Source organism: Citrobacter sp. CK180 (assembly GCF_030333655.1).
GTDB lineage: Bacteria > Pseudomonadota > Gammaproteobacteria > Enterobacterales > Enterobacteriaceae > Citrobacter_B > Citrobacter_B koseri.
Genome location: NZ_JAOWFM010000054.1, coordinates 384,946 through 398,344, shown reverse-complemented (window position 1 = coordinate 398,344; position 13,399 = coordinate 384,946). Strand labels below are relative to the sequence as shown.

Below are 13,399 nucleotides of genomic sequence, written 5' to 3'. Positions count from 1 at the left end.
AAACCTCCTGGTTAAAATATGGATTGAAACTGACCCATCTCAACCTGGATGGACTTCACCTGGGTGTAGCTTTGCAGCGTCATGATGCCGTTCTCGCGACCAATACCGGAATGTTTGTAGCCGCCGACCGGCATTTCAGCAGGAGATTCCCCCCAGGTATTGATCCAGCAGATTCCCGCTTCAAGCTGGTGGATTGCGCGATGAGCGCGGTTGAGATCGGCTGTCACTACCCCGGCGGCCAGTCCGTAATCGGTGTTATTGGCGCGGCGGATCGCCTCTTCTTCGTTTTCGTAGGTCAGAATGGACATTACCGGGCCGAAAATTTCTTCGCGTACGATGGTCATCTCATCCCGGCAGTCGGTGAATACGGTGGGGGCGACCCAGGCGCCGTTATCAAACGCCTCGCCTTTTAATACGTCGCCGCCGCAAAGCAGCGTTGCGCCTTCCGCTTTTCCGCTGGCGATATAGCGCAGAACGTTGTCGCGATGGGGGAAGCTCACCAGTGGGCCAAAATTGGTTGCCGGGTCAGACAGATCGCCTGCGCGAATGCGGCTTACGCGCGCCAGAATTTTTTGCTCGAAGGCGCTTTTCATGTGCGCCGGAATGAATACGCGCGTGCCGTTGGTGCAGACCTGGCCGGAGCTGAAGAAGTTCGCCATCATGGCGATATCCGCCGCGAGGTCGGGGTCCGCGTCGTCAAAGATAATCAGCGGTGATTTGCCGCCCAGCTCCATCGTCACCTCTTTCAGCGATGAAGCCGCTGAATTGGCCATCACTTTCTTGCCGCTGGCGACGCCGCCGGTGAAGGAGATTTTGGCGATATCAGGATGTTCCGTCAGGAACTGCCCTGTTTCCGCGCCGGTGCCTGGCAGCACGTTGAACACGCCGTCCGGGAGACCGGCTTCGCTGTAGATTTCCGCCAGTTTTAACGCGGTTAGCGGCGTGACTTCACTGGGTTTGAAGATCATGGCATTGCCTGCCGCCAGCGCCGGAGCGGATTTCCACAGGGCGATTTGAATGGGGTAGTTCCATGCGCCGATCCCGGCCACCACGCCCAGCGGCTCGCGACGGGTGTAGACGAATGACGTCTCGCGTAGCGGGATCTGGCTGCCTTCCAGGGCTGGGATCAGCCCGGCGTAATACTCAAGCACGTCTGCGCCGGTGACGATGTCCACGCTGGCGGTTTCGCTCAGTGGTTTACCGGTATCGAGCGTTTCCAGTTGCGCCAGCTCGTCATTGCGTTCACGCAGAATATCAACTGCCCGACGCAGGATTCGCGAGCGCGCCATTGCGCTCATCGCGGCCCACATTTTTTGCCCGCGCTGCGCGCTTTTCACGGCGCGATCGACATCGTCGCGGCCTGCGGCCTGTACGGTAGCCAGTACCTCGCCGTTAGCGGGATTGATCGTCTCAAAGGTGCGACCGCTGGTGGCGGCAGTATATGCGCCATCAATATAAAGCTGTTGTTCTGCCATTCGGGGCATGAGTTCTCCTCGGTTAGTCAGTGGCGTTCGGCAAATGCTGACTGATGAAATGGGTGGTCAGCGCCTGAGCGAGACTGAGATTAAACGGTTTTCCGCTCAGCGCGGCGCGTAGCCACAGTCCATCGATAAGCGCCGCCAGGCCATAACCGGCCTGTTGAGCCTGCTGGCGCGGAAGTTCGCGTCTGAATTCGTACACAATGTTCGACAGCAGCCGCTTGCTGGCGACCTGTTGCAGGCGGTAGAGCATCGGCTGATGCATGCTGCTTGCCCAGAATGCGAGCCAGGCTTTCATCGCAGCCTGGCTTATCTGGCTGTCGTCAAAGTTGCCCGCTACGATGGCGCGCAAACGCAATTCAGCGCTGGCCTCTGGAAGGGCGTGCAACCGACGCAGGACGGCATAGCGAAGCTGGCTGGTGATGTCGCGCATCGTCGCTTCCAGCAATCCATTTTTATCCTTGAAATAGTGACTGATGATGCCGGTCGACACGCCTGCTCGTCGGGCTATTTGCGCAATGGTTGCGTCATGCATTCCGACTTCATTAATGGCCTCCAGGGTGGCGTCAATCAGTTGCCTGCGACGAAGGGTTTGCATCCCCACTTTGGGCATTTTTATCGCTCCAGTCATCAGTTATGGTTATGTATTAAACCGTTTTTTGATTGGACGTTCAATATAAAATGTGTCTTAATTGTTATCAATTTGGCGGTTAACAGGTAAGGAGAATGTAATGGGGTATTAGATAAACTTAATAAAAACAATAAATTGAAAATATCATCATTTCTGTTAATAAGGCTATTTTTGCAAATCTGTTAAAAATGCCATCGCCTTACAGAATCTCAAAAAGTTAGCTGCTCGACAGAGTAGTCACCGTTACTTAATCAGAGGTAATCGATGACGAACCTTGCTCAGAACAGAGAAAAGGACAAAATCAATCCCGTCGTGTTTTATACGTCTGCCGGACTGATTTTGTTGTTTTCCCTGACGACCATTTTTTTTAGTGATTTCTCCGCAGTCTGGATCGGCCGCACGCTGAACTGGGTCTCCAGAACGTTTGGCTGGTACTATCTGCTGGCCGCCACGCTCTATATCGTTTTTGTCATATTCATTGCCTGCTCGCGTTTCGGTTCCGTCAAGCTCGGGCCTGAGCAGTCGAAGCCGGAATTTAGTCTGCTAAGCTGGGCGGCAATGCTTTTCGCCGCCGGGATTGGCATCGACCTGATGTTCTTCTCGGTGGCGGAGCCCGTCACCCAATATATGCAGCCGCCGGAAGGCGCAGGGCAGACCATTGAAGCCGCCCGCCAGTCGATGGTCTGGACGCTGTTTCACTACGGCCTGACCGGTTGGTCGATGTATGCGTTAATGGGGATGGCGCTTGGCTACTTTAGCTATCGCTATAACCTGCCGTTGACCATTCGCTCAGCGCTCTATCCGATCTTCGGTAAGCGCATCAACGGGCCGATTGGGCATAGCGTAGATATTGCCGCAGTTATCGGCACCATCTTTGGTATCGCCACGACGCTGGGGATTGGTGTGGTGCAGCTCAACTACGGTCTGAGCGTGCTGTTTGATATCCCGGATTCAATGGCGGCCAAAGCGGCGCTGATTGTGCTGTCGGTGGTGATCGCCACGATCTCGGTGACTTCTGGCGTGGACAAAGGCATTCGGGTTCTGTCGGAGCTGAATGTGCTGCTGGCGCTGGGGTTGATCCTCTTTGTGCTGTTTATGGGGGACACCTCATTCCTGCTCAATGCGCTGGTGCTGAATGTGGGCGACTACGTTAACCGCTTTATGGGGATGACGTTGAACAGCTTTGCGTTCGACAGGCCGGTTGAGTGGATGAACAACTGGACGCTCTTTTTCTGGGCGTGGTGGGTTGCGTGGTCGCCGTTTGTCGGGCTGTTCCTGGCGCGTATTTCGCGTGGCCGCACCATTCGCCAGTTTGTCTTCGGTACGTTGATTATCCCGTTCACTTTCACCCTGCTGTGGCTGTCGGTGTTTGGCAATAGCGCGCTGTATGAAATCATTCATGGCGATGCCGGTTTTGCCGAAGAAGCGATGGCGCACCCTGAGCGCGGCTTTTATAGCCTGCTGGCACAGTATCCGGCCTTCACCTTCAGCGCGTCTGTCGCCACAATCACCGGTCTGTTGTTCTACGTGACATCGGCGGACTCCGGTGCGCTGGTACTGGGCAATTTCACCTCAAAACTGAAAGACATCAACAGCGATGCGCCAGCCTGGCTGCGTGTTTTCTGGTCGGTAGCGATTGGCCTGCTGACGCTGGGGATGCTGATGACCAACGGGATTTCAGCGCTGCAAAATACGACGGTGATCATGGGGCTGCCGTTTAGTTTTGTGATCTTCTTCATTATGGCGGGATTGTATAAGTCATTGAAAGTTGAAGATTATCGTCGGGAAAGCGCCAGTCGTCATACCGCGCCGCGTCCGATGGGCGTGCAGGACCGGCTGAGCTGGAAAAAACGACTGTCGCGCCTGATGAACTACCCGGGAACGCGCTATACCCGCGAAATGATGGAGAAGGTATGTTTCCCGGCAATGGAAGAGGTCGCCCATGAGCTGCAACTGCGCGGCGCATCGGTGGAGCTGAAAAGTATGCCGCCGCAGGAAGGGGAAAACCTTGGCCATCTGGATTTGCGGGTTCACATGGGCGATGAGCGCAACTTTATCTATCAGATCTGGCCGCAGCAGTACGCAATCCCCGGCTTTACCTACCGGGCGCGCAGCGGCAAGTCGAGCTATTACCGGCTGGAAACGTTCCTGCTGGAAGGAAGCCAGGGAAATGACCTGATGGACTACAGCAAAGAGCAGGTGATTACGGACATTCTCGATCAGTATGAACGTCATCTGAACTTTATTCATCTGGATCGTGAAGCGCCTGGCAACGGGGTGTTGTTCCCGGGAATGTAAGCGGATCTCACGTTTTCTGAAAATAGTTCCGTCAACCTTGAGGCTAACAACCCGAACACGACAATTCGGCTTGTTAGTCTCTTCTTCGCATGGAGGCGATATATGCTGACGAAATACGCTTTTATGGCAATGCTTGTGCTCCGCAGTCAGCAATGGCTGCGGGCAAATTCTACAGGGCGGACGCGCAGAGCGTAATGACCTGACCGTCGTACTCACGCCACGAAATATCCACTGTGCAATCAGCAAGCTGCGGCGAAAACGCCGACGTCATTTGCATGGTTAAATGTGTTTTCGTCACTGAAACGATCCTGGCGCTGGCAAAACCCGGTAACGTTGCCGCGCGATCGGAGAACGCTTTATAGACGCTCTCTTTGGCAGAAAACGCCAGGGTTAACGCGAGCGGAAAAGGGAGAGAACTGCGCTGTAAAACGCGTTGTTCATCGTTATCGACGATACTGCTGGTGAGTTCTGCTGCTGTTTGAGGCGTGAAGATTGCTTCGATATCAACCCCTACCGGAGTGAGGGAGACGACTGCCAGCGCCGTGGCGGCGCTGTGGCTGATACTGCCGAACAGACCTTCCGGCCACAAGGGCTGCCGTTTATCGCCGATAGCGGGTACGGTTTTGTGCCCATATTCAGTCAGAGCATGAAACGCGGCGAGACGTCCCGCTAAATGTTCAGCCTGACGTTTTCGCCCGGCGGGAAGCAGCTGCGCATGGTGCGGCAACCAGAGCAGATCGTGTTCGTGGAAGCTATCGATATCGAACCCGATAAGATGAAGTTTGTGGCGGGAAAAAGAGAGGGGGGTGTAAGTGGTTCGCATGGTTTCTCATAAAAACCCTCTCCCCGTTCAGGGAGAGGGCGGTCGTTATCAGAAGCGTGTGTTAACGCCCATGTACCATGTACGACCCGGTTCGTTGTAGGTGTAAGCACCTGCACCGTACATATAAGCGCCGGTCGCGTCGTTACCCGTGGTCTGGGCATTCCCCGCACGCCATTGACGCTTGTCGAAGACGTTATCCACGCCGCCGGTCAGGCTGACGTTTTTGGTTACGTCCCAGGTCGCGCTCAGGCCGACAATGCTGTACGGGCTGACTTCATCTTTCTCAGAGCCGGTAGCAGGCTGGCCCTTATAGTTGTATTTCTTCGGCTGCTGCTTGCCGTACCAGGTGAAGGTTGACTGCACTGACACATCCTGATGTACCTGCCAGCTCAGGGTTGAGTTCAGCGTGTACTCCGGGATGATCGACAGACGATCGCCGGTTGTTTTGTTCTTGCTCTGTAGCATGTAGGTAATGTTGTTGGTCCAGTTTATCGCATCGCTGACCGGAATATTCAACGATCCTTCCAGACCTTCTACCACGGCCTTCGGCACGTTTTCCCACTGGTAGATATCGGTTTGCACTTTACCTGAAGAGGTATGGCCGACTGGCGCATAGCCCGCTTCAATCTTATCGCGGTAGTCGTTACGGAACCAGGTCACACCGGCCTGCCAGCCGTCGTGTTTCCACTCAAGACCAATCTCTTTGTTGACGCTGGTTTCCGCTTTCAGGTCATCGTTACCCATCATGTAGCAACCGACGCCATCGGAGCTTGCATAGCAACCCTGGCCTTTGCTGTACAGCAGGTAGTTCGGGTTGGTCTGATAGAGGCTCGGTGCTTTATAGGCACGGGCGATACCCATCTTCAGGGTGAAATCATCGCCCAGCGCCTGCGACAGGTTCAGGGACGGGCTCCAGTTGTTGCCGACGATAGTGTGGTGATCAAAGCGCAGCGCCGGGGTCAGCATGGTGCTGTCAGTTATCTCCATGTTGTTCTCGGCAAACAGGGAGAAGATTTCTGCGGATGAGTACGGACTGCGATCGTCGCTCATGCCTGGAATGGCTCCGCCCTGTTGAGCCTGAGTATTCGAGGCGGAATCCTTCATGCGCTGCTGGTTCCACTCAGTACCCAGCGTCAGGTTTTGATTAACGATGAAATCAAGCGGCAGGTTAATTTCACTGTGCAACATCACGTCGGCCAGGTCGGTGTCGGTGAATTCGTCGCTGTTGAACAACCCTTCGAGACCGCCCGCCAGCCCTTCGCCCAGACGCGAGTTGCGGGTGTGTTCGTACTGTGCCCAGTTGCTGGTGGTGATACCGTTATCCCAGCCGCCGTTCCAGGTCACTGCGAAGTTCTGGCGATAAATACGGTTAGTCTCTTTACCGTAGTTTTTCTTCACCAGGGCATTGTCGTTATTGGTGTTTTGGGTATCGCCCGCGTAAAGGTTGTTCTGGCGGCTGTAGCCTGCTTCAAACTCCAGCGCCTGCATCGGTGCGAAATCCCAACGTACGACACCATTAATATCTTTGTTTTCAACCCCTTCACGACCTGCTGGCAGGGTGTTGGCGTAGGCGCCGGTACGCTCAGACTGGTGGCCCTGGTTGATGTCCCAGGCGTCGGCCTGAGTTTTATCCAGGTTGCCGTACATGCGGAAGCTGAATTCGCCGCCCAGCGGGCCGCTCAGGCTAAAGTTGGTGCGCTTGGTGGAACCTTCGTCTTTGTGTTCCGGCGCATTCAGATAGGTGTTCCACGAACCGTGCCACTGATCGTCGAATTTCTTGGTGATGATGTTTACCACGCCGCCCGCTGCGCCGTTGCCGTAACGTGCTGCCGCAGGGCCACGAATCACATCAATGCGTTCGATCATCTCTGGCGGCACCCAACCGGTATCGCCACGGGTGTCACGCTCACCGCGCCAGCCCAGACGGATGGAGTTGCGGCTGGTCACCGGTTTGCCGTCGATCAGAATCAGGGTGTTTTCCGGGCCCATGCCGCGAATGTCGATCTGGCGGTTGTTGCCGCGCTGGCCGCTGGTTGAGTTACCGGTCAGGTTCACGCCCGGCATGGTGCGGATGATTTCGGCAACGTCGCGAGCGGGAGGATTTTTACGGATTTCGTCGGCGGTGATGGTCGATACGCCCGGTGCCTGGAGGTTCTGCTGGGCGGCGGTGACCACGATGGTGTCTTCATGAAGCGCTGCGCTATCAGTGGTCTCCTCCGCCATAACAGGCAGAGCGACCCCATAAATTCCCAGATTGACCAGTAAGGCCAGGGAATGAATCTTATTGTTCATTGTATTTCCTGCTTATCTTTATTTAGCCACATGCGCCAAACTCTCGTGGTGAGGTGTTTAGCCTGATGTCGCCCGCATCTGCGAAAGCCATACATTCCAGAAAAAGCACGCAGTGCAGGTTTCAGGTTGTGTTTCTCATTTGAACGTGGCGTCAATGCACGAATGAGAGACCCAGCCTGGGTGGTGAAATAATGTTCGCGCTTCCCACGGCGCGACAATACGCTATTGCAAATGAAAATAGTTATCAATAATATTATCAATATATTTCATCATTAAATAAAAAATTACACAATAAACATGAGGTTATGACGGTGACGGCGTTAACGACAGGAAGTGAGACCTGGTGGCAGTCAAAACACGGTCCCGAATGGGAGCGTGAAACAGACGAAAAATATCGGGTGACTTTCTGGTGGCGCGATCCGCAGGGAACGGAAAACCGCTCTTCAATTCGCCGCGTATGGGTCTACATTACGGGCGTCACCGACCATCACCAGAATGCGGTTCCGCAATCCATGCAGCGTATTGCGGGCACGGATGTCTGGCGATGGAGCACGACATTAAGCGCCGACTGGCGTGGCAGTTACTGTTTCATCCCTTCTGAACGCGATGATATTTTTGCTTCTCTGGCAGTAGATGAAACGCCTGACAGAACCACGCTGCGTGAAGGCTGGCGTCAGTTATTGCCGCAGGCGATTGCCGATCCTCTTAACCCGGTGAGCTGGAAGGGGGGGCGGGGCCATGCGGTTTCCGCGCTGGAAATGCCAGACGCGCCAGTGCAACCCGGCTGGGATAAGCCTGAAAATCCGTCAGCTCCCCCGGTATGTTTGCAATGGCGCAGCGAGCGGCTGGGCAATACGCGTCGCGTGTGGGTGTTCACGACCGGCGACGCCCGGCCTGAACGTCCGCTAGCGATTCTGCTCGACGGGCAGTTTTGGGCGGAAAGCATGCCCGTCTGGCCCGCGCTCACCTCACTGACCCGGCGGCGTCAGCTCCCTCCTGCGGTCTACCTGCTGATTGATGCCATTGATACCCCCCACCGTAGCCGTGAACTGCCCTGCAATGCCGATTTCTGGCTGGCGGTACAACAAGAACTTCTGCCGCTGGTGAAAACCGTTGCGCCATTCAGCGATTGTGCAAAAAGGACGATCGTCGCCGGGCAGAGTTTTGGCGGGCTCTCCTCGCTGTATGCCGGTCTGAACTGGCCTGAGCGCTTTGGCTGCGTACTGAGCCAGTCGGGATCGTTCTGGTGGCCGCAGCGCGGCGCAGATCGGGAAGGCGAGATTATTGAACAACTGAAGGCGGGCACATTGACCGCCAGAGGATTGCGCATCGTGCTGGAAGCCGGTATCAGAGAGCCGCTTATTTTCCGGGCGAATCAGGCGCTTTACAGCCAACTACACACTACGCAGCAGTCGGTTTTCTGGCGTCAGGTTGACGGCGGACATGATGCGCTTTGCTGGCGTGGCGGATTAATGCAGGGGTTGATGACCCTCTGGCAACCGTTAACCGACACGCTGTAGCTGGCGATTTTCCACGACAGGAGTTGAGTATGGAATTCAGTAATCCCTTCGATAACCCGCAGGGACAATTTTACATTCTGCAAAACCCGCAGCGTCAATTTAGCCTCTGGCCACAGCAGTGTTCTCTCCCTGCTGGCTGGCAGGTGGTGTGCGAACCGCAATCGCAGGCGCTTTGCCAGCAGTGGCTGGATGCACACTGGACCACGCTAACTCCCGCCCATTACGCCGCTGCGCAGGAGGCTCAATGACTACGCGTTTACCGTTAGTGGCCGCCCAGCCAGGGATCTGGATGGCGGAAAAACTCTCTACGCTGCCTTCCGCCTGGAGCGTGGCGCACTATGTGGAATTACACGGCACGCTGAATGCCCCTCTGCTGGCGCAGGCGGTTGTAACCGGTATGGCGCAAGCGGATACCCTCCGTATGCGATTTACTGAAGATAACGGCGAGGTCTGGCAGTGGGTGGACCCGGCATTCACGTTTGCACAACCTGAGCTTATCGATCTGCGTGACGAGCCCGATCCGCATGCGGCGGCGCTGGCGCGGATGCAGGCCGATCTGCGACAAAATTTACGCGTTGATGGCGGCAAACCGCTGGCGTTCCACCAGTTGATTCAGGTCGATGATACCCGTTGGTACTGGTATCAGCGTTATCACCATCTACTGGTGGATGGCTTCAGTTTCCCGGCGATAACCCGTCAGATCGCGGCGATTTACCGCGCCTGGCAGTGTAACGCCCCGACGCCCGACTCGCCGTTTACGCCATTTGCTGACGTGGTGGAGGAGTATCAGCGTTACCGTGAGAGCGAGGCTTATCAACGCGATGGCGCCTTCTGGGCGGAGCAGCGTCGCCAGTTGCCGCCTCCCGCTTCGCTGTCGGCTGCGCCGCTTCCCGGGCGGGCGGCCAGCGCCGATATTTTGCGTATGAAACTGGATATGCCCGACGGTGTTTTCCGTCAGCTGGCGGCACGTATGTCTGATATTCAGCGTGCGGATTTAGCGCTGGCGCTGGTGGCGCTATGGCTGGGCCGCCTGTGCGGCCGGATGGACTATGCCGCCGGATTTATATTCATGCGGCGTATGGGCTCGGCGGCGTTAACGGCGACCGGCCCGGTACTGAACGTCCTGCCGTTAGGGGTAAGCATTAATGCGGCGGAAACGCTGCCGGAACTGGCGACGCGTCTTGCCGGGCAGATGAAAAAAATGCGTCGCCATCAGCGTTATGACGCCGAACAGATCGTTCGCGACAGCGGCCGCGCGGCGGGTGAAGAGCCGCTGTTTGGCCCGGTGCTGAACGTGAAGGTCTTTGATTATCAACTGGATATTCCCGGTGTACAGGCGCAAACCCATACGCTGGCGACCGGCCCGGTTAACGATCTTGAACTGGCGCTGTTCCCGGATGAAGAGGGCGGCCTGAGCATTGAAATCTTAGCCAACAAACAGCGCTATGATGAGGCGACGTTATCCTGCCATGCGTCGCGGCTGACGGCGCTGATACGCCAGTTTGCGGACAATCCGGCGCTGCGCTGCGGCGATGCCGAAATGCTCCTGCCTGCCGAATATGCGCAACTGGCGCAGATTAATGATACGGCGGTAAGCATACCGCTCATGACGCTCAGCGCGCTGGTTGACGAACAGACACGCAAAACGCCGGACGCGCCCGCGCTGGCTGATGCGCGCCATCAGCTCAGTTATCAGGAGATGCGCGAGCAGGTGATCGCCCTGGCGCACCTGCTGCGTGAACGTGGCGTTAAACCGGGCGACAGCGTCGCGGTGGCGTTGCCGCGCTCGGTTTTCCTGACGCTGGCGCTGCACGGTATTGTGGAGGCCGGAGCCGCCTGGCTGCCGTTAGATACGGGGTATCCAGACGATCGTCTGCGAATGATGCTCGAAGACGCGCAGCCGAAATTACTGATCACAACCGCAGAACAGCTGCCGCGATTTAACGATATCCCCGGCGTAGAAAGCCTGTGCTACAACGCGCTGCTGCCGACGAGCGGCGCTGAATCGCTGGCGTTGTCGTTGCCGCACCACACGGCATACATCATCTTTACATCCGGTTCGACCGGCAGGCCGAAAGGGGTAATGGTCGGGCAAACCGCGATCGTGAATCGCCTGCTGTGGATGCAGGATCACTATTCGTTAACGGCAGAGGATGTGGTCGCACAAAAAACGCCGTGCAGTTTCGATGTTTCGGTGTGGGAGTTCTTCTGGCCGTTTATTGCCGGGGCGAAGCTGGTGATGGCGGAGCCGGACGCGCACCGCGATCCGATTGCCATGCAGCATTTCTTTGCGAAGTATGGTGTGACCACCACCCATTTTGTCCCGTCAATGCTGGCGGCGTTCGTCGCCTCGCTCACCCCTGAATCTGCTCATGAAAGCTGCGCTACGCTACAGCGCGTATTTTGTAGCGGCGAGGCGCTGCCCACCGGGCTGTGCCGCGAGTGGGAACAGTTGACCGGCGCGCCGCTGCACAATCTGTACGGGCCGACGGAAGCGGCGGTGGATGTCAGCTGGTATCCCGCCTGCGGCAAAGAACTGGCGGATGTCACCGGAAATAGCGTGCCGATTGGCTATCCGGTCTGGAATACCGGGCTGCGTATTCTTGATGCGATGATGCGCCCGGTGCCGCCGGGCACCGCGGGTGATTTATACCTGACCGGCATCCAGCTGGCGCAGGGGTATCTGGGGCGCCCGGATCTGACGGCGAGTCGCTTTATTGCCGATCCGTTTATGCCGGGCGAACGCATGTATCGCACCGGAGACGTGGCGCGCTGGCTGGAAAATGGCGCGGTAGAGTACCTTGGCCGCAGCGACGATCAGCTAAAAATTCGTGGTCAGCGCATTGAACTGGGCGAGATTGATCGGGTTATGCAAACGCTGCCGGACGTCGAGCACGCCGTGGCTCACGCCTGCGTGTTTAACCAGGCGGCCGCGACAGGAGGCGATGCCCGCCAACTGGTAGGCTATCTGGTGTCACAATCCGGCTTACCGCTGGATATTCCGGCGCTTCAGGAACGGTTACGCGAGACATTACCGCCGCATATGGTGCCTGTGGTTCTGCTACAGCTTGCGGAGCTGCCGCTCAGCGCAAACGGGAAACTGGATCGTAAAGCGCTGCCGATGCCGCAACTGACGCAACGTACGCCGGGGCGCGCGCCATTACCAGGGACGGAAAAAACGGTGGCTGACGCCTTTGCCGGCCTGCTGGGTTGTGAGGTCAATGATGTGGAGGCCGACTTCTTTGCGCTGGGCGGGCATTCGTTACTGGCGATGAAACTCGCCGCGCAGTTGAGCCGCGCGTCCGGGCGTCAGGTGACGCCGGGGCAGGTGATGGTGGCGTCAACCGTTGGTCAGCTTAGTGCGTTGCTGGATTCCGCCGATGACGAGCAGTCTCAGCGTCTGGGCTTTGAAACGCTCCTGCCGCTGCGTGAAAGCAGTGGACCAACGTTATTCTGCTTCCATCCGGCGTCCGGTTTTGCCTGGCAGTTTAGCGTGCTGGCTCGTTATCTCAGCCCACACTGGTCGATTACGGGGATTCAGTCGCCAAGGCCTGATGGACCGATGCAAACGGCTGCGAATCTGGATGAGGTGTGCGAGCGTCATCTGGAAACGCTGTTGGCGCAGCAGCCGCACGGGCCTTACTACCTGCTGGGGTATTCGCTGGGCGGAACGCTGGCCCAGGGCATTGCGGCGCGCTTGCGTGCGCGTGGCGAAACGGTTGCCTTCCTCGGGCTGCTGGATACCTGGCCGCCGGAAACGCAAAACTGGCAGGAAAAAGAGGCCAATGGTCTGGACCCTGAAGTGTTAGCGGAGATCGCGCGTGAACGTGAAGCGTTCCTTGCTGCGCAACAGGGAAATGCCTCCGGGGAGTTATTCAGCACCATCGAAGGAAACTACGCCGATGCCGTGCGGCTTCTGACAACCGCGCATAGCGTACCGTTCGATGGACGCGCAACGCTGTTTGTTGCGGAGCGCACCCTGCCGGAAGGAATAAGCCCTGAACGCAGCTGGGCGCCGTGGATGGCTGAACTGGATATCTACCGCCAGGATTGCGCCCACGTCGATATTATTTCACCTGCCGCGTTTGAGAATATCGGGCCGATTATTCGCGCATTGCTCGACCAGTAAGCGAAGCGTTCTGACGCCTTTAAAAATCTAATTCTACTGATGCCCATAATAGCTACCAATTATTATGGGCTTTTTATTTGTCTTCAGCATTGATTTAACATAAGTGAAACATAATCAGACAGTTGGTAAAATTCTGAATATTGCATGCTACCTGTGGAACAAACAAAGATCGTTTCGGATAATTCTGAGATGCTGTTAGAATATTAGAAAGGATGTTTTTATTCATTG

The 13,399-nt window shown here is 56.5% G+C and carries 8 protein-coding genes; 4 read left to right on the top strand and 4 right to left on the bottom strand.

Going from position 1 to position 13,399, the window contains the following annotated elements; genetic code table 11:
• Nucleotides 1–11: 11 nt before the first annotated feature.
• Together betB and betI are read right to left on the bottom strand one after the other, a co-directional pair.
• On the bottom strand, nucleotides 12–1,484 hold the full coding sequence (gene betB / locus OGV50_RS18645; RefSeq protein WP_058668742.1) for a betaine-aldehyde dehydrogenase: 1,473 nt from the start codon (nucleotides 1,482–1,484) through the stop codon (nucleotides 12–14).
• Nucleotides 1,485–1,497: 13 nt separating this feature from the next.
• Nucleotides 1,498–2,091 carry a transcriptional regulator BetI gene (gene betI / locus OGV50_RS18640; RefSeq protein ID WP_024130562.1) on the bottom strand — a complete coding sequence of 198 codons (594 nt, stop codon included), beginning with the start codon at nucleotides 2,089–2,091 and terminating at the stop codon, nucleotides 1,498–1,500.
• A gap of 282 nt (nucleotides 2,092–2,373) precedes the next feature.
• On the opposite strand from betI, the gene OGV50_RS18635 reads away from it, so the two are divergent.
• Nucleotides 2,374–4,407: a choline transporter gene (locus OGV50_RS18635; protein WP_047458253.1), complete on the top strand. Its 2,034-nt coding sequence runs from the start codon at nucleotides 2,374–2,376 to the stop codon at nucleotides 4,405–4,407.
• 169 nt (nucleotides 4,408–4,576) lie between these two features.
• On the opposite strand, the gene entD is transcribed toward OGV50_RS18635, so the two are convergent.
• Entirely contained in the window at nucleotides 4,577–5,230 is a 654-nt protein-coding gene (entD, locus tag OGV50_RS18630) for an enterobactin synthase subunit EntD (protein ID WP_101743894.1), read from the bottom strand.
• 48 nt (nucleotides 5,231–5,278) lie between these two features.
• Complete coding sequence (locus OGV50_RS18625) at nucleotides 5,279–7,522, bottom strand: TonB-dependent siderophore receptor (RefSeq protein ID WP_012133407.1); 2,244 nt, start codon at nucleotides 7,520–7,522, stop codon at nucleotides 5,279–5,281.
• A gap of 305 nt (nucleotides 7,523–7,827) precedes the next feature.
• Here OGV50_RS18625 and fes point away from each other — a divergent pair, with 305 nt between their 5' ends.
• Genes fes through entF form a run of 3 tightly spaced genes read left to right on the top strand, consistent with a single transcriptional unit; the run spans nucleotide 7,828 to nucleotide 13,171 of the window.
• A complete protein-coding gene (gene fes / locus OGV50_RS18620) occupies nucleotides 7,828–9,042 on the top strand; it encodes an enterochelin esterase (protein ID WP_058668744.1) in 1,215 nt (404 codons plus the stop codon).
• Between the two features lie 29 nt (nucleotides 9,043–9,071).
• A complete protein-coding gene (locus OGV50_RS18615) occupies nucleotides 9,072–9,290 on the top strand; it encodes an MbtH family protein (protein ID WP_058668745.1) in 219 nt (72 codons plus the stop codon).
• Nucleotides 9,287–13,171, top strand: coding sequence for an enterobactin non-ribosomal peptide synthetase EntF (gene entF, locus OGV50_RS18610; RefSeq protein ID WP_286488702.1), 3,885 nt, complete (start codon nucleotides 9,287–9,289; stop codon nucleotides 13,169–13,171). The genes OGV50_RS18615 and entF overlap by 4 nt, the downstream gene beginning before the upstream one ends.
• Nucleotides 13,172–13,399: the final 228 nt, after the last annotated feature.

Coding starts and splice junctions, on each gene's coding strand:
- entF (WP_286488702.1), top strand. CDS start 9,287: ATGACTACGCGTTTACCGTTAGTGGCCGCCCAGCCAGGGATCTGGATG.
- betI (WP_024130562.1), bottom strand. CDS start 2,091: ATGCCCAAAGTGGGGATGCAAACCCTTCGTCGCAGGCAACTGATTGAC.
- OGV50_RS18635 (WP_047458253.1), top strand. CDS start 2,374: ATGACGAACCTTGCTCAGAACAGAGAAAAGGACAAAATCAATCCCGTC.
- betB (WP_058668742.1), bottom strand. CDS start 1,484: ATGCCCCGAATGGCAGAACAACAGCTTTATATTGATGGCGCATATACT.
- fes (WP_058668744.1), top strand. CDS start 7,828: ATGACGGTGACGGCGTTAACGACAGGAAGTGAGACCTGGTGGCAGTCA.
- OGV50_RS18625 (WP_012133407.1), bottom strand. CDS start 7,522: ATGAACAATAAGATTCATTCCCTGGCCTTACTGGTCAATCTGGGAATT.
- OGV50_RS18615 (WP_058668745.1), top strand. CDS start 9,072: ATGGAATTCAGTAATCCCTTCGATAACCCGCAGGGACAATTTTACATT.
- entD (WP_101743894.1), bottom strand. CDS start 5,230: ATGCGAACCACTTACACCCCCCTCTCTTTTTCCCGCCACAAACTTCAT.